Annotated in this window: 26 protein-coding genes; 17 read left to right on the top strand and 9 right to left on the bottom strand. The window is 57.9% G+C overall.

Annotated features, from left to right (window positions below; all coding sequences use genetic code 11):
• The first annotated feature begins 27 nt into the window (after nucleotides 1-27).
• The 7 genes from PMI32_RS08365 to PMI32_RS08335 all read left to right on the top strand — a co-directional run bounded on the left by PMI32_RS08365 (nucleotide 28) and on the right by PMI32_RS08335 (nucleotide 4,851).
• The gene (locus PMI32_RS08365; RefSeq protein WP_008032138.1) at nucleotides 28-597 is read left to right on the top strand and encodes an electron transport complex protein RnfA; all 570 of its coding nucleotides are present in this window, start codon (nucleotides 28-30) and stop codon (nucleotides 595-597) included.
• Nucleotides 594-1,814: an electron transport complex subunit RsxB gene (gene rsxB / locus PMI32_RS08360; protein ID WP_008032140.1), complete on the top strand. Its 1,221-nt coding sequence runs from the start codon at nucleotides 594-596 to the stop codon at nucleotides 1,812-1,814. Before PMI32_RS08365 ends, rsxB begins: the two co-directional genes overlap by 4 nt.
• A complete protein-coding gene (locus tag PMI32_RS08355; protein WP_008032142.1) occupies nucleotides 1,801-2,790 on the top strand; it encodes an RnfABCDGE type electron transport complex subunit D in 990 nt (329 codons plus the stop codon). The genes rsxB and PMI32_RS08355 overlap by 14 nt, the downstream gene beginning before the upstream one ends.
• On the top strand, nucleotides 2,787-3,398 hold the full coding sequence (locus PMI32_RS08350) for an RnfABCDGE type electron transport complex subunit G (protein ID WP_008032143.1): 612 nt from the start codon (nucleotides 2,787-2,789) through the stop codon (nucleotides 3,396-3,398). The genes PMI32_RS08355 and PMI32_RS08350 overlap by 4 nt, the downstream gene beginning before the upstream one ends.
• Nucleotides 3,391-3,900 (top strand): Rnf-Nqr domain containing protein, encoded by a 510-nt coding sequence (locus tag PMI32_RS08345; RefSeq protein ID WP_008032145.1) that lies wholly within the window; start codon nucleotides 3,391-3,393, stop codon nucleotides 3,898-3,900. The genes PMI32_RS08350 and PMI32_RS08345 overlap by 8 nt, the downstream gene beginning before the upstream one ends.
• Before the next feature lie 25 nt (nucleotides 3,901-3,925).
• A complete protein-coding gene (gene nth, locus PMI32_RS08340) occupies nucleotides 3,926-4,564 on the top strand; it encodes an endonuclease III (protein ID WP_008032146.1) in 639 nt (212 codons plus the stop codon).
• Between the two features lie 107 nt (nucleotides 4,565-4,671).
• Nucleotides 4,672-4,851 carry a PA3496 family putative envelope integrity protein gene (locus PMI32_RS08335; RefSeq protein ID WP_007898493.1) on the top strand — a complete coding sequence of 60 codons (180 nt, stop codon included), beginning with the start codon at nucleotides 4,672-4,674 and terminating at the stop codon, nucleotides 4,849-4,851.
• Nucleotides 4,852-4,941: 90 nt separating this feature from the next.
• On the opposite strand, the gene PMI32_RS08330 is transcribed toward PMI32_RS08335, so the two are convergent.
• Nucleotides 4,942-5,568 carry a response regulator transcription factor gene (locus PMI32_RS08330; RefSeq protein ID WP_008032148.1) on the bottom strand — a complete coding sequence of 209 codons (627 nt, stop codon included), beginning with the start codon at nucleotides 5,566-5,568 and terminating at the stop codon, nucleotides 4,942-4,944.
• Between the two features lie 487 nt (nucleotides 5,569-6,055).
• Here PMI32_RS08330 and PMI32_RS08325 point away from each other — a divergent pair, with 487 nt between their 5' ends.
• A complete protein-coding gene (locus PMI32_RS08325) occupies nucleotides 6,056-6,691 on the top strand; it encodes a hypothetical protein (RefSeq protein ID WP_008032150.1) in 636 nt (211 codons plus the stop codon).
• A gap of 136 nt (nucleotides 6,692-6,827) precedes the next feature.
• Here the strand turns inward: PMI32_RS08325 and PMI32_RS08320 are convergent, their stop codons facing one another.
• Together PMI32_RS08320 and PMI32_RS08315 are read right to left on the bottom strand one after the other, a co-directional pair.
• Nucleotides 6,828-8,045: an argininosuccinate synthase gene (locus PMI32_RS08320; RefSeq protein ID WP_008032151.1), complete on the bottom strand. Its 1,218-nt coding sequence runs from the start codon at nucleotides 8,043-8,045 to the stop codon at nucleotides 6,828-6,830.
• A 129-nt stretch (nucleotides 8,046-8,174) separates the two neighbouring features.
• Nucleotides 8,175-9,083, bottom strand: a complete 909-nt coding sequence (locus PMI32_RS08315; RefSeq protein ID WP_008032153.1) for a flagellar protein MotY — start codon at nucleotides 9,081-9,083, stop codon at nucleotides 8,175-8,177.
• A 159-nt stretch (nucleotides 9,084-9,242) separates the two neighbouring features.
• Here PMI32_RS08315 and pyrC point away from each other — a divergent pair, with 159 nt between their 5' ends.
• A complete protein-coding gene (gene pyrC / locus PMI32_RS08310; RefSeq protein ID WP_008032154.1) occupies nucleotides 9,243-10,289 on the top strand; it encodes a dihydroorotase in 1,047 nt (348 codons plus the stop codon).
• A complete protein-coding gene (gene rnt, locus PMI32_RS08305; protein WP_008032156.1) occupies nucleotides 10,286-10,963 on the top strand; it encodes a ribonuclease T in 678 nt (225 codons plus the stop codon). Before pyrC ends, rnt begins: the two co-directional genes overlap by 4 nt.
• A gap of 201 nt (nucleotides 10,964-11,164) precedes the next feature.
• Here the strand turns inward: rnt and PMI32_RS08300 are convergent, their stop codons facing one another.
• A complete protein-coding gene (locus PMI32_RS08300) occupies nucleotides 11,165-11,767 on the bottom strand; it encodes a peroxiredoxin (protein ID WP_008032158.1) in 603 nt (200 codons plus the stop codon).
• Between the two features lie 312 nt (nucleotides 11,768-12,079).
• Between PMI32_RS08300 and PMI32_RS08295 the strand changes: the two genes are divergently transcribed.
• Both PMI32_RS08295 and bfr read left to right on the top strand, forming a co-directional pair.
• Nucleotides 12,080-12,298: a bacterioferritin-associated ferredoxin gene (locus PMI32_RS08295; RefSeq protein WP_008032160.1), complete on the top strand. Its 219-nt coding sequence runs from the start codon at nucleotides 12,080-12,082 to the stop codon at nucleotides 12,296-12,298.
• Nucleotides 12,299-12,497: 199 nt separating this feature from the next.
• Entirely contained in the window at nucleotides 12,498-12,974 is a 477-nt protein-coding gene (gene bfr / locus PMI32_RS08290) for a bacterioferritin (protein WP_008032161.1), read from the top strand.
• A gap of 160 nt (nucleotides 12,975-13,134) precedes the next feature.
• On the opposite strand, the gene grxD is transcribed toward bfr, so the two are convergent.
• The 3 genes from grxD to plzR form a co-directional block, all read right to left on the bottom strand.
• A complete protein-coding gene (gene grxD, locus PMI32_RS08285) occupies nucleotides 13,135-13,476 on the bottom strand; it encodes a Grx4 family monothiol glutaredoxin (RefSeq protein ID WP_008032163.1) in 342 nt (113 codons plus the stop codon).
• Between the two features lie 97 nt (nucleotides 13,477-13,573).
• Nucleotides 13,574-15,679, bottom strand: coding sequence for a molybdopterin oxidoreductase family protein (locus PMI32_RS08280; RefSeq protein WP_008032165.1), 2,106 nt, complete (start codon nucleotides 15,677-15,679; stop codon nucleotides 13,574-13,576).
• Nucleotides 15,680-15,813: 134 nt separating this feature from the next.
• Nucleotides 15,814-16,104 carry a PlzR type 4 pili assembly inhibitor gene (gene plzR, locus PMI32_RS08275; RefSeq protein ID WP_008032167.1) on the bottom strand — a complete coding sequence of 97 codons (291 nt, stop codon included), beginning with the start codon at nucleotides 16,102-16,104 and terminating at the stop codon, nucleotides 15,814-15,816.
• A 407-nt stretch (nucleotides 16,105-16,511) separates the two neighbouring features.
• Between plzR and argF the strand changes: the two genes are divergently transcribed.
• Entirely contained in the window at nucleotides 16,512-17,432 is a 921-nt protein-coding gene (gene argF / locus PMI32_RS08270) for an ornithine carbamoyltransferase (RefSeq protein ID WP_032829003.1), read from the top strand.
• The gene (locus PMI32_RS08265) at nucleotides 17,429-18,538 is read left to right on the top strand and encodes an ABC transporter ATP-binding protein (RefSeq protein ID WP_008032169.1); all 1,110 of its coding nucleotides are present in this window, start codon (nucleotides 17,429-17,431) and stop codon (nucleotides 18,536-18,538) included. Before argF ends, PMI32_RS08265 begins: the two co-directional genes overlap by 4 nt.
• Nucleotides 18,539-18,586: 48 nt before the next feature.
• On the opposite strand, the gene PMI32_RS08260 is transcribed toward PMI32_RS08265, so the two are convergent.
• Both PMI32_RS08260 and ybaK read right to left on the bottom strand, forming a co-directional pair.
• Nucleotides 18,587-19,369, bottom strand: a complete 783-nt coding sequence (locus PMI32_RS08260; protein ID WP_008032170.1) for a PhzF family phenazine biosynthesis protein — start codon at nucleotides 19,367-19,369, stop codon at nucleotides 18,587-18,589.
• Between the two features lie 15 nt (nucleotides 19,370-19,384).
• Complete coding sequence (ybaK, locus tag PMI32_RS08255; protein WP_007971306.1) at nucleotides 19,385-19,855, bottom strand: Cys-tRNA(Pro) deacylase; 471 nt, start codon at nucleotides 19,853-19,855, stop codon at nucleotides 19,385-19,387.
• Between the two features lie 369 nt (nucleotides 19,856-20,224).
• On the opposite strand from ybaK, the gene PMI32_RS08250 reads away from it, so the two are divergent.
• From PMI32_RS08250 to PMI32_RS08240, 3 genes are all read left to right on the top strand, one after another.
• Nucleotides 20,225-21,076 carry an MIP/aquaporin family protein gene (locus PMI32_RS08250; RefSeq protein WP_008032171.1) on the top strand — a complete coding sequence of 284 codons (852 nt, stop codon included), beginning with the start codon at nucleotides 20,225-20,227 and terminating at the stop codon, nucleotides 21,074-21,076.
• Nucleotides 21,077-21,151: 75 nt separating this feature from the next.
• The gene (gene glpK / locus PMI32_RS08245; RefSeq protein WP_008032172.1) at nucleotides 21,152-22,657 is read left to right on the top strand and encodes a glycerol kinase GlpK; all 1,506 of its coding nucleotides are present in this window, start codon (nucleotides 21,152-21,154) and stop codon (nucleotides 22,655-22,657) included.
• Between the two features lie 95 nt (nucleotides 22,658-22,752).
• Complete coding sequence (locus PMI32_RS08240; protein WP_008032173.1) at nucleotides 22,753-23,508, top strand: DeoR/GlpR family transcriptional regulator; 756 nt, start codon at nucleotides 22,753-22,755, stop codon at nucleotides 23,506-23,508.
• The last annotated feature ends 178 nt before the right edge of the window (nucleotides 23,509-23,686 follow it).

Consider the following 23,686-nt stretch of genomic DNA (forward strand, 5'->3'; position numbering starts at 1 on the left):
GCAAGGCTTCTTTCTTCCGGCACGATCATGACCGAGATGCTTCTTACGCTTATCAGCGCTGCCCTGATCAACAACGTCGTGTTGCACTGGCCGCTGGGCGTCGATCCGCTGCTGGGCTCCGAGCGCCGTCAGGTGCATGCGCTGGGCATTGCGACGACGTGCCTGATGCTGATCGTCGGAATGCTCGGCTACGCACTCTATTACTGGCTGCTGGCGCCGCTGGAGCTGACTTCGCTGCGTTTGTTCGCGTTTCTGCCGCTGAGCGTGTTGTTGATCACACCGCTGCTGAAGTTGCTGGCAAAGGTGTTTTCGACGCTTTCGTTCGAAGGGCTCTGGCCGCTGCTGCTCGGCAATGCCGGCGTGCTCGGTCTGGCGCCGATCAACGCCCAGGAAAACCACGGATTTTTCCACGCCACAGCCCTGAGCCTCGGCGCCGGGCTGGGGTTCTGGCTGGTGCTGAGTCTGTTCAGCGACTTGCGCCAGCGCACCCTCGATAACGATGTTCCCCTGCCCTTTCGCGGCCTGCCGATCGACCTGATCGGCGCCGGACTGATCGCAGTGGCTTTTCTCGGTTTCAGCGGACTGATCAAAACATGAGTCTGATTCAACGCATCGACGCCCTCTTGCCGCAGACCCAGTGCGGCAAATGTGGCCATCCCGGATGCAAGCCGTACGCAGAAGGCATCGCCAGCGGCGAGCCGATCAACAAGTGCCCGCCCGGTGGCAGCGAAACCATCGCAGCCCTGGCTCAATTGCTGAAAGTGCCGGTGCTGGAGCTGGACGTCAGTCGCGGTTCGGCCCCGGCGCAAATCGCCTACATTCGCGAAGCCGAGTGTATCGGTTGCACCAAGTGCATTCAGGCTTGCCCCGTAGACGCCATCGTCGGCGCAGCGAAATTGATGCACACGGTGATCATCGACGAATGCACCGGTTGCGACCTTTGCGTGGCTCCTTGCCCGGTGGACTGCATCGAAATGCAGCCATTACCGCTGGCCACGGTGTTGCCGATTGTTGGTGGCCTGGCATTCAGCCCTGAAGTACAACAGGCGCGTACCGCCAAACGCAATCACGCCCGGCGTCGCTTTGAACAGCGCAACGCCCGCTTGCACCGCGAAGAAGAACAGAAACTCGCCGAGCGTCAGGCCCGGGCACATCGCGCCGCGCAACAGCAGCACAGTGAAGTGACAACGCTCGACCCGGTTCAAGCCGCACTGGAGAGAGTTCGTGCGCAGAAAGCGGCCAATGCCGACGCGGCGTTGAAAAAAGCCAAAATCGATCTCGCGATGAGCCGCGCGCAACTGAACAAATCGCTCAAGGCGTTCGGCCATCCGCCGACCTTCGAACAGCAGTCGCAACTGATCGTCCTGCAACAGCAATTCGACGCCGCTGAACACGCCTTGGCGCAGTTGGAAAACAGCGCACCACCCGCCGCTGCACCTGCGGCGCCAGTGAAGGACACGGAGCTGAAGCGGGCGAAAATACAGTTGGCCATGCGCCGCGCCGAACTCAAGAAAGCACAAACCAGTGACGCACCGGCCGAGCAAATCGAAGCCCTGGAGCGCGCACTCGGCGACGCTGAAAAAGCCCTGCACGCGGCAGAAACTGCAAGTGAGCAGCCTTTACCTGACCTGGCGCGTATCGAAAAACGCCCCATCGACAGCCAGCTTCGACAGCTGAAAACCGAATTGGCCTACGCTCGCGCGGATGTCAGCAAACTCGAACGTCGCACCGACACACCCGCTGAATTATTGGACAAGGCACGCGCCCGCCTGCAAGAAGCCGAGCGCCAGGTGGATGCCTATGTCGCCCCTTGAATCGGTCGACGAGCGCCTTCAGCAGGCCATGAAGCTGGTGTTGCTGGCCACCGTGCCGGGAATGCTGGTGCTGTTCTGGTTGTATGGCTGGGGCGTATTGATCAATTTGATCCTGGCCGGCGTTACCGCGCTGGCCGTTGAAGCGGCGGTGTTATGGCTGCGCAAACGCCAGATCAAACCGACCTTGAGCGATGGCAGCGCACTGGTCAGTGCGACGCTGCTGGCCCTGGCTTTGCCGCCGTATTGCCCATGGTGGCTGACGGTCTGCGCCGCGGCATTCGCACTGCTCGGCAAACAACTGTATGGCGGCGTGGGGAAAAACCCGTTCAACCCGGCGATGCTCGGTTTCGCTTTGGTGCTGGTGACCTTTCCCCAACCAATGACTCACTGGCCTTCGTCCCACGGCATGGACCTGCTCGGTGGTCTGCGGCAAGTGTTCGGTTTCAGCCTCAGCCAGACGCCGGATGCGTGGGTCCAGGCCACGGCGCTGGACAGCTTGCGAATCAACAAAAGCCTGACCATGGACGAACTCTTCGCCGGCAATCCGGCGTTCGGTCACTTCGGCGCGCGCGGCGTGGAATGGGTCAACCTGGCGTTTCTGGCGGGCGGTTTGTTTCTGCTGCAACGGCGGGTGTTCAGCTGGCATGCGCCGGTGGGCATGCTTGCCAGCCTATTCGTCATCAGCCTGCTGTGCTGGAACGGCTCGGGCTCCGACTCCCATGGTTCCCCCCTGTTTCATCTGCTCACGGGCGCGAGCATGCTGGGCGCATTCTTTATCGTCACGGAGCCGGTGTCAGGTGCAAAAATCCCAGGCGCCCGACTGCTGTTCGGTGCGGGCGTGGGACTGCTGACTTACCTGATTCGCACCTGGGGCGGCTATCCGGACGGCGTTGCGTTTGCAGTGTTGTTGATGAATCTTTGCGTGCCGGCGCTGGAGCGGTTTGTCGCGTCCAGGCAGGAGCCGATTTCGCCATGAGCCGAACATCGAGCGTTGTGATTCTGCTGTTGCTGGCAGGCCTGGGGATTGGCGCAACCTACCTTGTGCAGTACAGCAGCGCGCCACGTATCGCAGCCGAACAGCGACGGATCGACAGTCGCAACCTGCTCGATTTGCTGCCCTCCGACAGTTACGACAATCAACCGCTGGAGCAGCCGCTGCAACTCGGTAACCTGGCTTTGACCAACAGCACCTTGCTGGGCGGCTACCTCGCCACCAAGGCCGGCCAACCCGTTGCGGTCCTGCTGCGCAGCCAGACGATCGGGTATGCGGGCGCCATAGACTTGCTGATCGCCATTGACGCGAACGGCAAGTTGCTGGGGGTCAAGACCCTGAAACAATCGGAAACCCCGGGCCTGGGTGCGCGTATCGCCGACTGGCCCAATACCTGGCTTCAGGCGTTCACTGGCAAATCCTTGAATGAACCCGCCGACAGCGGTTGGGCGTTGAAAAAGGATCAGGGTCAATTTGATCAAATCGCTGGCGCGACCATTACCTCCAGAGCCGTGATCAATGCTATCCACGATGCTCTGCGCTACTTCGATGAACACTCGCGTCAGCTGATCGGGAGCGGCCTCCATGAATAAGTCCGCAAATTTACAGAACTCACTGATGCTCGCGCCGCTGATCGGCGCCACTGACTCGTTAATGACCACACTGGGTGTGTGGTTGATGTTCATCGTGGTGATCAGTGCGTTTGGTGCGAGCATGGCTGTCGTGCGATCCCGACTGATCCCGGCGTCCCGCTTGTTCGCAGGCGTCCTGCTGGCGGCCACGCTGACCGGTTGTGCAGAACTCGCCGCGCAGGTCTGGTCACTTCAATGGCACCAGCATTCGGGGTTTTATGCAGCACTGATCGCTTTGCAGTGCGTCGTGTTGGAACATACCGGTTTTTTCCAGAGTGCATGGCGTGAGCGCCTGCGCCTGTGTGTCCTGTTCGGCGCGCTGATGGTCGGCCTGGGCCTGCTGCGCGAGCTCCTCGGCGACGCAGGCTTGCGCCTGGCCACGTTGGCACCTGGCGGCTTCATTCTGCTGGGCTTGCTGATCGCCGCCTGGCAAGCCTGGCCCCGCCCGACTCCCTCACATTGATCGCTTCCGAGGAAACGCACTGCCCATGAATGCCGCAAAACGTCTGGAAATTTTCCGCAGGCTGCATGAAGACAATCCGGAGCCGAAGACCGAACTGGCCTACTCCTCGCCATTCGAATTGCTGATCTCGGTGATTCTCTCAGCACAATCGACCGATGTCGGCGTCAATAAAGCCACCGCCAAACTCTACCCGGTGGCCAATACGCCACAGGCGATTTACGCGCTGGGCGTGGAAGGTCTGTCCGAGTACATCAAGACCATCGGCCTGTTCAACAGCAAGGCAAAAAATGTAATCGAAACCTGCCGCTTGCTGGTGGAACGCCATGGCGGGGAAGTGCCGCAGACCCGTGAAGAGCTGGAAGCGTTGCCCGGTGTCGGCCGCAAGACTGCCAACGTGGTGCTCAATACTGCTTTCCGCCAACTGACCATGGCCGTGGACACGCATATTTTCCGGGTCAGCAATCGTACCGGCATCGCTCCCGGCAAGAATGTGGTCGAGGTCGAGAAAAAACTGATGAAGTTCGTGCCGAAGGAATATCTGCTCGATTCCCATCACTGGCTGATTCTTCATGGGCGTTACGTTTGCCTGGCTCGCAAGCCTCGCTGCGGCAGTTGCCGGATAGAAGACCTGTGCGAATACAAGCACAAGACTTCGGACGATTGAGGCGCTATTAGGTTTTTTGATTTATCGATTGAAAAAATCTTTTTTACCCGCGAGGCGATTATCGATATAAGGAGCGCCAAAGGCAGTCTTAGCCTGGAGTTAACCTTATGAGCACTGGCAAAGAGCAATTGGACGTAGAAGACGACTTCACACCCGTTGAGGCCGATGACGCGGAACCGGTGGTTGAAGTGGCAAAGACCAACCTGAGCAAACGCCGCACCATCGATAATCTGCTGGAGGAGCGCCGACTGCAAAAGCAATTGGCCGATTACGATTTTGACCTATGACACCTGAAAGCCTCCCGAAACGGAGGCTTTTTACTAGGTGCGAAACCTTGAAAACGCCCACTCTTTACGCCCCGTCAAGCACTGGCCCAGTCATACCAACCCATTGCGTTGAGCCAGTTCGATCAGGTCAACCAGGGACCGCGCATTGAGTTTCAACAACAGCCGCGTCTTGTAAGTACTGACGGTTTTATTGCTTAGGAACATTCCATCGGCAATTTCCTTGTTGGTCTTGCCACGGGCCAACTGCTGCAAGACCATCATCTCCCGCCCCGAAAGACGATCCACCATATCGGCTTCACTGGCATTCCCCAGACTGGAGCGCACGGTATGCAAGGCTTGATTGGGAAAGTAACTGTAGCCCGACAATACAGCCTTTATTGCACTGAGCAACTCAGTGAGATCCTGTTGTTTGCAAACATATCCGGCAGCACCGGATTGCATGCAACGCATCGAAAAATGCCCGGGAGCCTGTGAAGTCAATATCAGTACTTTCATTGGCATCGCTGCCGATGCCAGACGTGCAATGACTTCCAACCCATCCAGTTTAGGTATTCCAATATCCAGGATGACAATATCCGGCATATGTTCACGAGCTAGTTGCAATGCATCCACGCCATTATCTGTTTCTGCAATGACTTCGTAGCCATGACGCTCCATCAGCATACGTACCGCAAGACGAATGACGGGGTGATCATCCACGATCAGCACTTTATTCATGGGCAAGTCCAATTTTCGCTGTTCGAATTTTTAGAGCCCGCACAATAGCCTAGTCGTTTCACCCATGGCATGCCGCTCCCCCCAGTCACCCACACCGAGAGACATTCCCTACAAACAACGCGGAATAATCTTACAAAAAATCTTGAAACACGGCGCACCAGAAACTTTATCTGTCTCATGATATTTCAGTATTCAACAGTTTTTTGTTTCGACTTACAACCAGCGCGCCACACAACAACCGTTGACCAAGATGATCCGACACACGCCAACGATTGGTCTACCCTTGTAGGGTAATTGATATTTCTCGGCCTGCCACTTATACCAGAAACATCAAACACAAAGCCTTACACCAAAAGTCAATCAATAACAAATGAATGACAAAACAGATATATCCTAATTATAAAACCACCGTTACGATAGCAACTTCACACACCAACAATCACACACCAACCCAATGAGAAAAGACAAACTAATATGAGTAAAAAATATGGTAAAACTCAAACAACGAATTACCAACCCCATGACAGTCATCGCGATATTCGCAACACTGTCTGAAACATCAGCCGCCATCTCTCTGCCCTTCCTAGATGACGAAAACAAAGAGATTTACATCTGGTTTTTAATCAGTTTTCCCTTTTATTTGCTGTTTCTTTTCTTCGCCACCCTTAACTTCAATTATCGATCGCTTTATGCGCCTTCCGATTTTGAAAAGGGAAAGCACTTCATAAAGGTGATGGATAACGCAGAGCGTTCAGGTAACGCGCAAGATCCACCCGACGAGATCGGCTTACAGCCAAGTCTCTCGGTTCAGTACCCTATTCGGCTGCCCGAGTCACTCAAGGACCTGCACATCATTGATGCGCGGTGGATGAACAAAAAAAATCAGTTCCGCGCCCTTCTGGAACAGCTTCGCCAGCCCATGGGGAATCCGGCACACGTTGTCGTGTTTCTCGTTGTTGGCGAATCGGAGACGTTACTGAAAGAAAGCGCACTCAAGTTTTGCAGAAACGCAAAAAAACGCAGCAGCGCAACGTTTTGCATTGCTTACAATTTGAGTTCACATGACGTGACGGTCATTGATCAATATTGCCGGGCTGATACACAGCAGGCAGTAGCTCTTTAGGATCAATGGGAGCGGACAGGAAGGTATTTAAAACAACAAGAATGTTGAATCGCAATGTCAGACAGAAAATCCCTATTTTCAAATGTGTGGCCTTGTCCTGGACAAGGCCACACATTCCATCAGCGTGTCAAAGATCTCAGAACAGCTTGCGACCTTTGTTTGCCGCGATACGCATGCGCAGCGCATTGAGCTTGATGAAGCCCGCCGCGTCGGCCTGGTTGTAGGCGCCGCCATCTTCCTCGAACGTCGCGATGTTGGCATCGAACAACGATTCGTCGGACTTGCGGCCAGTGACGATCACGTTGCCCTTGTACAGCTTCAGGCGCACGACGCCGTTCACGTGAGCCTGGGACGCATCGATCATCTGTTGCAGCATCAGACGCTCAGGGCTCCACCAGTAACCGGTGTAGATCAGGCTGGCGTATTTAGGCATCAGCTCGTCTTTGAGGTGAGCCACTTCGCGGTCCAGCGTGATCGATTCGATCGCACGGTGGGCACGCAGCATGATGGTGCCGCCTGGGGTTTCGTAGCAACCACGGGACTTCATGCCCACGTAACGGTTCTCGACGATGTCGAGACGGCCGATACCGTGTTCGCCACCGATACGGTTCAGGGTCGCCAGCACGGTGGCCGGAGTCATTTCGACGCCGTCCAGTGCAACGATGTCGCCGTTACGGTAAGTCAGTTCGAGGTATTGCGCCTTGTCAGGAGCCTTCTCCGGGGAGACGGTCCATTTCCACATGTCTTCTTCGTGCTCGGTCCAGGTGTCTTCCAGCACGCCGCCTTCATAGGAGATGTGCAGCAGGTTGGCATCCATCGAGTACGGGGATTTTTTCTTGCCATGACGCTCGATCGGGATCGCGTGCTTTTCAGCGTAATCCATCAGCTTTTCACGGGAGAGCAGGTCCCATTCGCGCCACGGAGCGATCACTTTCACACCTGGCTTCAAGGCATAAGCGCCCAGTTCGAAACGAACCTGATCGTTACCCTTGCCGGTGGCACCGTGGGAAATGGCGTCTGCGCCGGTTTCGTTGGCGATTTCGATCAGGCGTTTGGCGATCAACGGACGAGCGATGGAAGTACCCAGCAGGTACTCGCCTTCGTAAACGGTGTTGGCGCGGAACATCGGGAATACGAAGTCACGCACGAATTCTTCGCGCAGATCGTCGATGTAGATTTCTTTTACGCCCATGGCCTGAGCCTTGGCGCGAGCCGGCTCGACCTCTTCGCCCTGACCCAGGTCAGCGGTAAAGGTCACCACTTCACAGTTATAAGTATCCTGCAGCCACTTGAGGATCACCGAAGTGTCCAGGCCGCCGGAATACGCCAGAACGACCTTGTTTACGTCCGCCATGCCATCACTCCACGGGGTTCTACGGAAAGCCGTCAAGTCTACCGGTCATGCAGGATAATTTACAGAGGCGCGACAGCTTATGACGACGAAGCGACAGATTATGTCGAGCGGGCGACGATGACAGCCGGTTCAGGATGTCTTCGCGGGGCTCGTCGATGCGGTTGTCTGAGGCGCCGGCTGCTCGGTGGGTGCGACCCGCGCCAAGTGCACATTGACCCGACGGTTCTTCGCCCGATTGGCGGCATTGGTGTTGGGTGCCAATGGATAACGCTCGCCGTGAAAGCGCACGGTGATCTGCGATTCCTGATAACCGTTGGCCTTGAAGAACTCCATGACCGCCAGGGCCCGACGCCGCGACAGGTCACGATTGGCCAGGCGATTGCCGCTGTTGTCGGAGTGGCCGTCAAGTTCGATGTGATTGACCGTCGGATCGGCCTTCATGAACTCCAGCATGACCTGCAACTGGGCCTTGGCCTGTGCGTCGAGATCCAGGCCGTCGCCGGGAAAGCCGATCTGCGTTTGTTTGACTTGCTCGAAATTCTTCGGCAGCAGCTTCGCCACACAGCTTTGATAATCGTTGAACGCCTTGCTGAACTTGACCGGCAACAACCGCACTTCCGACACCCGGCCATCGCCCGAATAATGTCGAACGACCGGGCTGCGCCCGTCCATCAGGCCACTGATCAGGCGCCCGGCCTGAACTTGAGAACTGTTGAACAGCACATTGCCGCTGCCAATCTGCACCGAGCCCAGATTGATGTCGCCCCGCCCCGGCTGCCAGGGCGCTGCGGCTGCCAGCAGGGTCGCCGAGCCGCCGCCGACCATCGAGTTATAGGCTTTCAGACGAAACGTCGCCTGCTCGCCGGCGCGGCGCACGAACTCACCCGAACCGAAATCGGTGATCGGTTGAGTCAGGCGGCACTCGAACTTGTCCCCTTCGACCGTCCACTCGATGCTCTCCAGACGGGTCTGGAAAGTGAGCGCCATCGCGGGAAGGCTGGCAAACACGCTGAGCAAGGCTAAATAACGCTGGCGCACGGGAGGCTCCACTGGCTTCTACAACAAAAAGACCGACACACACATGTTTACGGCATACCTGTTGGATATCGGAAGCTTCCCGCAAAACTTGATAGCGAGTGCCTGAGAGAGTCTTTTCCGGTAGCATTCCCTTCAGTTTGACCCGCCTGGAATCCCCTCATGTCCGACCGCCTGACCCTGCTGCGTCCCGACGACTGGCATATTCATCTTCGCGATGGTGCCGTGTTGACCAATACCGTTGCGGATGTCGCGCGCACCTTTGGTCGCGCCATCATCATGCCCAACCTGGTACCTCCGGTGCGCAACGCCGCTGAAGCCGACGGCTATCGCCAGCGGATTCTCGCTGCACGTCCGGCTGGCAGCCGTTTCGAACCGTTGATGGTCCTTTACCTGACCGACCGCACCCAGCCCGAAGAAATTCGTGAGGCCAAGGCCAGCGGTTTCATTCATGCCGCCAAGTTGTATCCGGCCGGCGCGACCACCAACTCGGACTCTGGCGTCACCAGCATCGACAAAATCTTCCCTGCGCTTGAGGCCATGGCCGAAGTCGGGATGCCTTTGTTGGTTCACGGTGAAGTCACCCGTGGCGATGTCGACGTGTTCGACCGCGAAAAAATCTTCATCGATGAGCACATGCGTCGAGTGGTCGAGCGTTTCCCGACGCTCAAAGTGGTGTTCGAACACATCACCACCGCGGACGCCGTGCAGTTCGTCAACGAGGCTTCGGCCAACGTTGGCGCGACCATCACCGCGCATCACCTCTTGTACAACCGCAACCACATGCTGGTGGGCGGGATTCGGCCGCACTTCTATTGCCTGCCGATCCTCAAGCGCAATACGCATCAGGAAGCCCTGCTCGACGCCGCCACCAGCGGCAGCGACAAGTTCTTCCTCGGCACCGACTCGGCGCCTCACGCCCAGCATGCCAAAGAAGCCGCGTGCGGCTGTGCCGGTTGCTACACCGCTTATGCGGCGATCGAGATGTACGCCGAAGCGTTCGAACAACGTAACGCACTGGACAAGCTCGAAGCCTTCGCCAGCCTCAACGGCCCGCGCTTCTATGGCCTGCCGGTGAACACCGATCGCATTACTCTGGTCCGCGACGAGTGGACCGCCCCAACCAGCCTGCCATTTGGCGAGCTGACCGTTATCCCGCTGCGCGCCGGTGAAAAACTGCGCTGGCGCCTGCTGGAGGAACACGCGTGAGTGAAGACCATTACGACGACGAACAGGACGGTCAAGGCGGCGGAGGTGGTCCACGCCACCCGATGGCAGCTCGATTCCGTGGATACCTGCCAGTCGTTGTCGACGTTGAAACCGGTGGTTTCAACTCTGCCACTGACGCCTTGCTGGAAATAGCCGCGACCACGATCGCCATGGACGAGAAGGGTTTTGTATACCCTGACCACACCTACTTCTTTCGCGTCGAGCCTTTTGAAGGCGCCAACATCGAAGCGGCCGCACTGGAGTTCACCGGGATCAAACTCGATCACCCGCTGCGCATGGCGGTGAGTGAAGAAGCGGCGCTGACCGATATCTTCCGTGGCATCCGCAAGGCGCTGAAAGCCAACGGCTGCAAGCGGGCGATTCTGGTCGGGCACAACAGCAGTTTCGATCTGGGCTTCCTGAACGCGGCGGTTGCGCGTATGGACATGAAGCGCAACCCGTTCCATCCGTTCTCCAGCTTCGACACGGCCACCCTGGCCGGTCTGGCGTACGGTCAGACGGTGCTGGCGAAAGCCTGTCAGGCCGCCGATATCGACTTCGACGGTCGCGAGGCTCACTCGGCTCGCTACGACACCGAGAAGACGGCCGAGCTGTTCTGCGGCATCGTCAATCGCTGGAAACAGATGGGCGGCTGGGAAGACTACAACGACTGATTGCGGTCCCGCTCTCTGTAGGAGCGAGCCTGCTCCGGGCGGCGTTCCGACGATGGACTCAAGAACGCCGCTGGGTATCAGGCTTCAAGCGTTATCGTTCACGACCATCGCGAGCAGGCTCGCTCCTACAGGGGCCTGTGTTTATCCCGCCCATAAAAAAACCGGCCTCAACGGCCGGTTTTTTTGTACCTCGAATGCGCCTTACAGGGCAGCAGCATTCTCGGTCAGGTAAGCCGCGACGCCTTCGGTCGAAGCGGTCATGCCTTTGTCGCCTTTTTTCCAGTTGGCAGGGCAAACTTCGCCGTGCTCTTCGTGGAATTGCAGAGCGTCGACCAGACGGACCAGCTCTTCGATGTTACGGCCCAGTGGCAGGTCGTTGATGATCTGCGAGCGGACAACGCCTTTGTCGTCGATCAGGAACGCGCCACGGAAAGCCACGCCGCCTTCGGATTCAACGTCGTAGGCCTTGGCGATTTCGTGCTTCAGGTCGGCTGCCATGGTGTAGCGAACTTCGCCGATGCCACCATTGTTGACCGGGGTGTTGCGCCACGCGTTGTGGGTGAAGTGCGAGTCGATCGAAACAGCGATCACTTCAACGTTGCGGGCCTTGAAGTCGGACATGCGGTTGTCCAGAGCGATCAGCTCGGATGGGCAAACGAAGGTGAAGTCCAACGGGTAGAAGAACACCAGGCCGTATTTGCCTTTGATGGCCGACGACAGGGTGAAGCTGTCGACGATTTCGCCATTGCCGAGTACGGCTGGTACGGTGAAGTCAGGGGCTTGCTTGCCTACGAGTACGCTCATTGAATATCTCCTGGTGTAAAAACGTGAAGTTCCGGGTTTGCGCCAGCCTGCCACCCTCAGGCGACAGCCCTGTGACACCCACCCGCTTCATAAGGACCGGCCATCATACACTGCGTTTTTGAGCTGTCCTCAACGGATTTTCACCGACAGGCTAAATTCCCGGCGACACGCTTACTGGCAGATTGCCCGAGGAAAACCGTTCGTCAGTCACCCTCGCTTATAACGCAAAGCTTTCAGAAACCACTTTGACAATCATTCTCGTTAACATTAAGATCCATCGCAATTGAGTCATAACCAGCGACGGTTTCAGTTATGTATGTCTGCCTCTGCACTGGCGTCACCGACGGACAAATCCGCGAAGCAATCTATGAAGGCTGCTGCAGCTACAAGGAAGTCCGCCAAGCTACCGGCGTAGCCAGCCAATGCGGCAAATGCGCCTGCCTTGCCAAGGAAGTGGTGCGTGAAACGCTGACCAAATTGCAAACAGCCCAGGCTGCGATTCCTTTCCCGGTAGAATTTACTGCCGCGTAAATACCCCATTCCAAAGAACCGGACTTCATGTCCGGTTTTTTTATGCCTGAAAATCAATTGGTTACGCCCTAGACGCGGAACACAAACATTCTTATTCCGATTAATTTTCACTTAAGTTTCAATAACTTAGGTTTGACACTCTTAGTTGTGCGGCTCAAACTCTACTTTATAGACGGCTAATACAGGGCAGGACCCCATCATGAAAGGCGACATTACAGTCATCCAGCATCTCAACAAGATCCTTGCCAATGAGCTGGTCGCGATCAATCAATATTTTCTGCATGCGCGCATGTATGAAGATTGGGGTCTGAACAAGCTCGGCAAGCACGAATACCACGAGTCCATCGACGAGATGAAACACGCGGACAAGCTGATCAAGCGCATCCTGTTCCTGGAAGGCCTGCCTAACGTGCAGGACCTGGGCAAGCTGCAGATCGGCGAGCACACCCAGGAAATGCTTGAGTGCGACCTGCGCATCGAACGCACCGGCCATGCCGACCTGAAAGTCGCGATCGCTCATTGCGAAACCGTTGGCGACTACGGTAGCCGTGAACTGCTCGAAGATATTCTTGAATCCGAAGAGGAACATATCGACTGGCTGGAAACCCAACTGGGCCTGATCGATAAAATCGGTCTTGAGAACTATCTGCAATCGCAGATGGGCGACGACGAGTAAGTTAGCGCTCTCTAAACTCAAGACAATAAAAAGCCCCGCTCTCTTTTAAGAGGCGGGGCTTTTTTGTGCCTGTGCTGTTGTAGGAGCGAAGCTTGCTCGCGAAAGCGGTGTGTCAGGTACGACGCCTTCGCGGGCAAGCCTCGCTCCTACAAGGACCGCATCAGGCTTCGGTCTTGGCAGCAGCGGCGGCTTCAACAGCCGCTTTGATGGTGCTTTGCAGCGAACCGTCTGCAGCCATCTCGGTCATGATGTCGCTACCGCCGACCAGCTCACCACCAACCCACAGTTGCGGGAAAGTTGGCCAGTTGGCGTATTTTGGCAGGTTGGCGCGGATTTCCGGGTTCTGCAGGATGTCCACGTACGCAAACTTTTCACCACATGCCATCACGGCCTGTGCGGCTTTCGCGGAGAAGCCACACTGCGGGGCATTCGGCGAACCTTTCATGTAAAGCAGAATGGTGTTGTTGGCAATCTGCTCTTTAATCGTTTCGATGATATCCATGAAGCACCTCGGCTGAACTTTCCGACTCGGGGGTCGGCACGGTGGCGCATTGTAACGGAAAGCCGAGCGCCATGCTCGGTCTCCCCGACAGACTCAATCAAGCCGCCGCTACGGTCACCGGCACACCGTTCAATGCCGCATTCCCCGACAACTCATCGAGCTGACACTCGTCGGTCAGGTCATTGGCACTGGAACCTGGCTGGCCGCTGGCAATCGTCATCTGCACGCCGGGCCGCGCATGGCCCCAACCGTGCGGCAGGCTGACCACTCCTTTCATCATATCCTGACTGCCCAGCACTTCCACTTCGATCATGCCGACCCGGGAACTGACCCGCACCCGCTGCCCATCGCTGAGCCCGCGACTGGCAAGGTCGTCCGGATGCATCAGCAACTGATGACGCGGCTTGCCCTTCACCAATCGGTGATAGTTGTGCATCCACGAGTTATTGCTGCGCACGTGACGACGGCCAATCATCAGCAGTTCATCAGCCACCGGTGCTTGCAGCGCCGCAAATCGCGAGAGGTCGGCAAGGATCGCCGCCGGTGCTGCCTGAACGCGCTGGTTGGCGGTTTTCAGGCGTGGCGCCAGGTTGGATTTCAGTGCGCCAAGGTCGAAGCCATGCGGTTGATCGAACAGCGTCGCCAAAGACAGCTTGTGCGGCGAGGCGTCGCCATATAGCCCCATTCGCAAACCACGATCGATCATCTGCGCAGGGGGAATCGTCGGTTTCAGTTCCTTGCCGGTCTTCGCGGCAAAGGCCTTGGCCAGCCCGACGAAAATCTCCCAGTCGTGCAACGCGCCTTCCGGCTTGGCCAGGATCGCGCGATTGAACCGGCTGACGTTACGCACCGCAAACATGTTGAACGTGGTGTCGTAGTGATCGTTTTCCAGAGCGGAAGTGGACGGCAGGATCAGGTCGGCATAGCGCGTGGTTTCGTTGATGTACAAGTCAACACTGACCATGAACTCCAACCCGTCCAGCGCCTGCTCCAGTTGCCGGCCATTGGGCGTCGACAACACCGGATTGCCGGCCACGGTAATCAACGCGCGAACCTGTCCTTCCCCTTCGGTGAGCATCTCTTCGGCCAGCGCCGACACCGGCAGCTCGCCACTGTATTCCGGACGCCCGGATACGCGGCTCTGCCACAGATTGAAATGTCCGCCCGAGGTAGATGCCACCAGGTCCACCGCCGGTTCGGTGCACACCGCACCACCGACGCGATCAAGGTTGCCGGTGACCAGGTTGATCAACTGCACCAGCCAATGACACAAGGTACCGAATGCCTGGGTGGAAACGCCCATGCGCCCGTAACAGACCGCGCTCGGCGCCGCCGCGAAGTCCCGCGCCAATTGGCGGATCTGCTCGGCCGGCACGGCACACAACGGGCTCATGGCTTCGGCGGTGAAAGCCGCGACGGCCTCGCGCACGTCATCCAGGCCGTCGACCGGCAAATGGCTGTCGCGGGTCAGGCCTTCAGCAAACAACGTGTTGAGCAACCCGAACAGCAATGCTGCGTCGCCGCCCGGACGGACGAACAGATGCTGATCGGCAATCGCAGCCGTTTCGCTGCGACGCGGATCCACCACCACCACTTTGCCGCCCCGGGCCTGTATCGCTTTCAGGCGCTTTTCGACATCCGGCACGGTCATGATGCTGCCATTGGAGGCCAGCGGATTACCACCAAGAATCAACATGAAATCGGTGTGATCGATGTCCGGGATCGGCAACAGCAAACCGTGGCCATACATCAAATGGCTGGTCAGGTGATGAGGCAACTGATCGACCGAGGTCGCGGAAAACCGGTTGCGGGTTTTCAGCAGGCCAAGAAAGTAGTTGCTGTGGGTCATCAGCCCGTAGTTGTGCACGCTGGGGTTGCCTTGATAAACCGCCACCGAGTTCTGCCCGTGGCGCTCCTGTATCCCCGCCAGACGTTCGGCGACCAGGTTGAAGGCATCTTCCCACTCGATGGGTTGCCATTCGCTGCCAACGCGCAGCATCGGCTGACGCAGACGGTCAGGATCGTTCTGGATGTCTTGCAGGGCAACGGCCTTGGGGCAGATGTGCCCGCGGCTGAACGTATCGAGGGCATCGCCCTTGATCGAGGTGATCTGCACATCGCCATCGAGCTCGGTGGTCTCGATAGTCAGGCCGCAGATGGCTTCACACAGGTGGCACGCACGGTGATGGAGAGTCTTGGTCATGGCCAGTCTCTGTCTTGTTCTGGGCGGGCAATAACGGCCGCGGGAACAAAACTATGGCGCCTGCCCCGCCACTGCGCCAGCGACGTTCGTCTTGTGAATCGGCGGCCATCAGGCCAGCCGATGACCGCTCGGGATCAGTTCGACGGCAACCTCGGCGGCGCCTGCAACTGAATCTCCTGGATGGTTTCAATCTGTTCGTGGGATACATGCACGCCGGTGAGCTCGCCGATCAGTCGCCAGTGCTCGTCGAGCCCTGTGCTGATGGTGGCCATGCGGTCGATCATCCGCCGGCCAGCGGCCCTGGTCACCTCGTCGTTACTTCGCAAAAGCTCAAAGGACATCGAGGTCATGGAAGCGGTGAGATGCGTCAGTGAGCGGGCCGTGAGACCTAGTAATTCCATCAATTGCTGTTCTTTCGATTCCATTCCGAAGGCTTCCTGCGTCGCTCGTGACTTAGTTATAACCCAGCACATTGCATTAGCAAGTGTTACAAACGAGGCACATTGCCATCAGCTGGTTGGAATGCCGGGTCAGAAACCGACCATCAGCGCACCATGCCCGCCCTGTTTGATTGCAAAGCCCCGCAGCCGCAGTGTACAAATGAGCAGCTGCTGTCAGGAAACAGGCTTCAAAAGCGCTACTGCGGTCACCCCATAGCCCCTCTGAAATCCCCTAAAAACCGTAGCCCTATTGGTAAGACGCGACATTTAATTATAAGATCGCGCCTTCCCCTATTTCGTCGCCCTGTGCGGCTTACGCCGCAGGTCTCGCCCGTTTTCCAGTTAAACAAGGCTTTGAGCATCTGCGGTTTGTAGCAAAAAGGTAGTCAATGATGAGCGCAAGGCACTTTCTCTCCCTGATGGATTGCACGCCCGAAGAGCTGGTCAGCGTGATCCGTCGAGGCGTTGAGCTCAAAGACCTGCGTAACCGCGGCGTACTGTTCGAGCCCCTGAAAAACCGCGTGCTCGGGATGATTTTCGAGAAGTCCTCGACCCGTACCCGGATCTCGTTCGAGGCCGGCATGATCCAGCTCGGCGGCCAGGCAATCTTCCTGTCGCCGCGCGACACGCAACTGGGCCGTGGCGAACCGATTGGCGACGCCGCCATTGTCATGTCGAGCATGCTCGATGCGGTGATGATCCGTACGTTTTCCCATAGCACCCTGACCGAATTCGCCGCCAATTCGCGCGTCCCGCTGATCAACGGCCTGTCCGATGACCTGCACCCGTGCCAGTTGCTGGCCGACATGCAAACCTTCCTCGAACATCGCGGCTCGATCCAGGGCAAGACCGTTGCCTGGATCGGCGACGGCAACAACATGTGCAACAGCTATATAGAAGCGGCGATCCAGTTCGACTTCCAGTTGCGCATCGCGTGCCCTGAAGGCTATGAACCCAATCCTGAGTTCGTGGCCAGCGCCGGTGACCGGGTGACCATCGTCCGGGATCCGAAGGACGCCGTGCGCGGCGCGCACCTGGTGAGCACCGACGTCTGGACCTCCATGGGCCAGGAAGAGGAAACCGCCAAGCGCCTGAAGCTGTTCGCACCGTTCCAGGTCAACCGTGCCCTGCTGGACCTGGCCGCCGATGACGTGCTGTTCATGCATTGCCTGCCTGCCCACCGTGGTGAGGAAATCAGCCTCGACCTGCTCGATGACCCGCGCTCGGTCGCCTGGGATCAAGCGGAAAACCGTCTTCACGCACAAAAGGCCCTGCTCGAGTTTCTCGTCCCGCCTTCGTACCACCACGCATGAGCCAGCCATTACTGCTTAACCTGCGCAACCTCGCCTGCGGTTATCAAGACCAGCGCGTCGTGCAAAACCTCAACCTGCATTTGAATGCCGGTGATATCGGTTGCCTGCTCGGTTCTTCGGGTTGCGGCAAAACCACGACGCTGCGGGCGATTGCCGGTTTCGAACCGGTGCACGAAGGTGAAATCACCCTGGCGGGCGAGACGATCTCCAGCGCCGGTTTTACCCTCGCCCCGGAGAAACGCCGGATTGGCATGGTGTTTCAGGATTACGCACTGTTTCCGCATTTGAGCGTGGCCGAAAACATCGCGTTCGGGATTCGCAAGCATCCACAAAAGGATCGCGTGACCGAAGAGCTGCTGGAACTGGTCAACCTGAAAAACCTCGGCAAACGCTTTCCGCACGAGCTTTCCGGCGGTCAGCAACAGCGTGTTGCCCTGGCTCGCGCCCTGGCGCCGGAGCCGCAATTGCTGCTGCTCGACGAACCGTTCTCCAACCTCGACGGCGAATTGCGGCGCAAGCTCAGCCACGAAGTGCGCGACATCCTCAAGGCCCGTGGCACCAGCGCGATTCTGGTGACTCACGACCAGGAAGAAGCCTTCGCGGTAAGCGATCATGTCGGGGTTTTCAAGGAAGGTCGTCTGGAACAGTGGGACACGCCCTACAACCTGTATCACGAACCGCTGACGCCCTATGTGGCCAGTTTCATCGGCCAGGGATACTTCATTCGTGGTCAGCTGAGCAGCCCGGAATCGGTGCAGACCGAGCTGGGTGAGTTGCGCGGCAATCGGGCCTACACCTGGCCGATTGGTGGTGCCGTGGACGTATTGTTGCGCCCGGACGATATCGTTTATGCACCGGACAGTGACTTGAAGGCACGGATTGTCGGCAAGTCGTTCCAGGGTGCGTCGACGCTGTATCGGTTGCAGATGCCGACGGGCGCGCAGCTGGAATCGATTTTCCCGAGCCATGCCGATCATCTGGTCGGTGCAGAAGTTGGCATTCGGGTTACTGCTGAACACCTGGTGTTGTTCCAGGCGTCCGGCAGCATCGCCGCGCAGATTCCGACGGTCGAATCCGGCGTTCGGCGTTACAGCACGGCGAGCTGATACCTAAATCTGTAGGAGCCGGCTTGCTGGCTCCTACAGGGATTGGGGTTAACCGAGGATCAGCATTCCGCTCGCAACCAGCGTCGCATTCCCGCCGATCTTCACCCGATCGCCTTCCAGCCGACAGAACAACTCCCCGCCTCGCTTCGAACACTGATACGCCGTCAGGCTCGACTTGCCCAAACGCTTCGACCAATACGGGATCAAACTGCAATGGGTCGAACCGGTCACCGGATCCTCATTGATACCGATCGCCGGCGCGAAGTACCGCGACACAAAATCATGCTTGCTGCCCTTGGCAGTGACGATGGCACCCGGCCACGGCAGTTTGGCCAACGCGACCATGTCGGGCTGACAGTCGAGCACGGCCTGCTCTGACTCCAGCACCACGAATAATTCATTCGAACCCAACACATCGACCACGTCGACGCCCAAGGCGCGTTCGACATCCAGGGTCACGCCGACTGCAGACGGCACGATTGCCGGGAAATCCAGCCACAAGCGGCCGCCCTCACGACTCACGCTCAGCGGGCCGGACTTACAAATGAAGTCCAGGCGTTCGACCGGTTCTTTATAGATCTCGAACAAGACATAAGCGCTGGCCAGGGTGGCATGCCCACACAAAGGCACCTCGGTGGTCGGAGTGAACCAGCGGATGTGCCAACCCTGCCCTTCACGCACCACAAAGGCGGTTTCGGCGAGGTTATGTTCAGCGGCGATTTTCTGCATCAACTCATCGGCGAGCCAGGCATCAAGCCGATAGACCATCGCCGGGTTACCGCTGAACGGTCGCTCACTGAACGCATCGACCTGATGAAACTCAAGCTGCATAACCTTCTCCCTGATTCAGGCGCGGCCGATATCGGCGAACTTGGCCTGGGTATGTTCGGCCAGTACTGCGGGGGCCAGTTCCACTTCCAGGCCACGTCGACCGGCACTGACAAAAATGCTGGCAAAGGGCTGGGCCGAATTATCGATAAACGTGCGCAGGCGCTTTTTCTGTCCCAGCGGGCTGATGCCGCCCAACAGATAACCCGTCGAGCGTTGCGCGGCGGCAGGGTCGGCCATTTCGACTTTTTTCACCCCGGCGGCATGCGCCAGGCCCTTCAAGTCCAGACTTCCGACGACCGGCACCACCGCCACCAGCAATTCCCCTTTTTCACTGGCCGCCAGTAACGTCTTGAACACTTGCGCCGGGTCCAGCCCCAGTTTCTCCGCGGCCTCCAAGCCGTAGGACGCCGCCTTCGGATCATGTTCGTAACTGTGCACGCGATGTTCGGCACGAACTTTTTTCAACAAATCCAATGCGGGGGTCATGACAGCTCCAGACTGGGCGGCAGAGAAAAAATACTGCGCTGGATTCTAGGACATTGCTCCATAAAAGGCTCTATCACGGCAGCGTTTCCAGCACTTGGCGCGATTCTTTACCGCTCGTCAGAGTTCGTCCGGTTCGCCAAACAAAACGATCATTCATGTGACTAATAGTTGCATTGTGACCGACAGTTCACTTTCGACCTTTGACAGCAGTGTTTCTTGTCTATATTTTTTCGAATCTGAATACAGTACAACGTGACAACGCAGTACCCAGCAGTAAGCCAGGAACAGGATGGGGATCCTGCCCTGGTGAAAATCGCGCTTTGGCCATGACGAAAAAAGCGCCAGACAACAAAAACAAAGAGGTTTTCAATGACAACTGCTTTACAACAACCGTCGCTTTCGAGCCAATGCATGGCCGAGTTTCTGGGCACTGCACTGCTGATCTTTTTTGGTACCGGTTGCGTTGCCGCGCTCAAGGTCGCGGGCGCCAGCTTTGGCTTGTGGGAAATCAGCATCATCTGGGGTGTCGGCGTCAGCATGGCGATCTACCTGACCGCCGGGGTTTCGGGTGCTCATCTCAATCCTGCCGTGAGCATCGCGCTGAGCATTTTCGCCGACTTCGAAAAACGCAAACTGCCGTTCTATATTCTTGCCCAGGTGGCCGGCGCCTTCTGCGGCGCGTTGTTGGTTTACACGCTGTACAGCAATCTATTCTTCGATTACGAACAAACTCACCATATGGTTCGCGGCACTCAAGCCAGCCTCGAACTGGCCTCGGTGTTCTCCACCTTCCCCAACCCGGTTTTGTCCACCGCCCAGGCCTTCCTGGTTGAAGTGATCATCACCGCCGTCCTGATGGGCGTGATCATGTCCCTGACCGATGACAACAACGGTCTGCCAAACGGTCCGATGGCGCCGCTGCTGATCGGCCTGCTGATCGCGGTGATCGGCAGTTCGATGGGCCCGCTGACCGGTTTTGCGATGAACCCGGCGCGTGACTTCGGTCCCAAACTGATGACTTTCTTCGCTGGCTGGGGTGAAATTTCCTTCACCGGCGGCCGCGATATCCCGTATTTCCTGATCCCGATTTTTGCACCGATTGTCGGTGCCTGCCTCGGTGCTGCAGCGTATCGCGGGCTGATTGCCCGTCATCTGCCCAGCGCCGAACCTGCTACAAAGGACGCAACACCGGCCATTGACGGCAAACCAAGAACTTCTTGATACCGTAGGCGCGTGATCCTGCCCATTTGGTCCCGCGCCTGACCTCACTCCCTTTTTTCGTCCAAGGCAATCGACATGACCGACATTCAGAATAAGAACTACATCATTGCCCTCGATCAGGGTACGACCAGCTCCCGCGCGATCATTTTCGACCGCGACGCGAACGTGGTTTGCACCGCCCAGCGCGAATTCGCCCAGCATTACCCGCAAGCCGGTTGGGTCGAACACGACCCGATGGAAATCTTCGCCACCCAAAGCGCCGTGATGGTCGAGGCCCTGGCACAAGCCGGCCTGCATCACGACCAGGTCGCGGCCATCGGCATCACCAACCAGCGCGAAACCACTGTGGTCTGGGACAAGACCACCGGCCGCCCGATCTACAACGCGATCGTCTGGCAGTGCCGCCGCAGCACCGAGATCTGCCAGCAGCTCAAACGTGACGGCCACGAGCAATACATCAGCGACACCACCGGCCTGGTCACCGACCCGTACTTCTCCGGCACCAAACTCAAGTGGATCCTCGACAACGTTGAAGGCAGCCGAGAGCGTGCGCGCAAAGGCGAGTTGCTGTTCGGCACCGTGGACAGCTGGCTGATCTGGAAATTTACCGGCGGCAAAGTCCACGTCACCGATTACACCAACGCCTCGCGCACCATGCTCTTCAACATCCACACCCTGGAGTGGGATGCGAAGATGCTGGAGGTGCTGGATATTCCGCGCGAGATGCTGCCGGAAGTTAAATCCTCGTCAGAAATCTACGGCCACACCAAAAGCGGCATCGCCATCGGCGGTATCGCCGGTGATCAGCAGGCTGCCCTGTTCGGCCAGATGTGCGTCGAGCCAGGCCAGGCGAAAAACACCTACGGCACCGGTTGCTTCCTGCTGATGAACACCGGCGACAAAGCGGTGAAGTCCAAGCACGGCATGCTGACCACCATCGCCTGCGGCCCGCGTGGCGAAGTGGCCTACGCGCTGGAAGGCGCGGTGTTCAACGGCGGCTCCACCGTTCAGTGGCTGCGTGACGAACTGAAAATCATCAACGACGCGCACGACACCGAATACTTCGCCAACAAGGTCAAGGACAGCAACGGCGTGTACCTGGTGCCAGCCTTCACCGGCCTGGGCGCTCCGTACTGGGACCCGTATGCCCGTGGCGCACTGTTCGGCCTGACTCGCGGCGTACGCGTGGATCACATCATTCGTGCAGCGCTGGAGTCGATTGCCTACCAGACCCGCGACGTGCTCGACGCCATGCAACAGGATTCCGGCGAACGCCTGAAAGCATTGCGTGTGGATGGCGGCGCGGTGGCAAACAACTTCCTGATGCAATTCCAGGCCGACATCCTCGGCACTCAGGTTGAGCGCCCGCAAATGCGCGAAACCACCGCACTCGGTGCCGCGTACCTGGCCGGTCTGGCGTGTGGCTTCTGGGGTAGCCTGGAAGAACTGCGCGGCAAGGCGGTGATCGAGCGCGAATTCGAGCCGACACTGGACGAAACCGCCAAGGAAAAACTCTACGCCGGCTGGAAAAAAGCGGTCAGCCGCACGCGTGACTGGGAACCTCATGAAGGCGCTGAATAAGCCAACGTAAGTACTCGTATCTGTATGTAACTGGTAGGGAGCAGATTCCTGCGGCATCATGGGCAAATTTTGCACGGCAGCCCAAAGGAAGCCCCATGAATCTGCCTCCCCGTCAGCAGCAAATCCTCGAACTGGTCCGCGAACGCGGCTATGTCAGCATCGAGGAAATGGCCACGCTGTTCGTCGTTACACCGCAGACCATCCGCCGCGACATCAATCAGCTCGCGGAATCCAATTTATTGCGTCGCTACCATGGTGGCGCAGCCTACGATTCCAGTGTCGAAAACACCGCCTACGCCATGCGCGCCGATCAGATGCGCGATGAAAAGCAGCGTATCGGCGAAGCCATTGCCGCACAGATCCCCGATCACGCCTCGCTGTTCATCAACATCGGCACCACGACCGAATCGATCGCACGGGCGCTGCTCAACCACAACCACCTGAAGATCATCACCAACAACCTGCATGTGGCTTCGATGCTCAGCGCCAAGGACGACTTCGACGTTCTGCTGACCGGTGGCAATGTGCGGCGCGACGGTGGCGTGGTCGGTCAGGCGAGTGTCGACTTCATCAACCAGTTCAAGGTCGACTTCGCCCTCGTCGGCATCAGCGGTATTGATGAAGACGGCAGCCTGCTGGACTTCGATTATCAGGAAGTGCGGGTGTCGCAGGCGATCATCGCCAATGCGCGGCAGGTGATTCTGGCAGCGGACTCCAGCAAATTCGGGCGCAATGCCATGATTCGCCTGGGGCCGATCAGCTTGATCGATTGCCTGGTGACGGATCAGCAGCCAGTGCCGGCGCTGGCGCAGTTGTTGAGTCAGCACAAGATTCGGTTGGAAGTCGTTTAAACACCGTTGACATCTTAGTCGTTCATACCGACGCCATCGCGAGCAGGCTCGCTCCCACAGGTTTAGCGTAACCCTGTGGGAGCGAGCCTGCTCGCGATGACGATCGTCGAAGCAACACATCTCTTGCTCTCTATCGCCTGTTTAAATGTTCGTAAATTTTCCTTTAACGGCCCTTCGA

It is taken from the genome of Pseudomonas sp. GM60, assembly GCF_000282415.1.
Taxonomy (GTDB): Bacteria; Pseudomonadota; Gammaproteobacteria; order Pseudomonadales; family Pseudomonadaceae; genus Aquipseudomonas; species Aquipseudomonas migulae.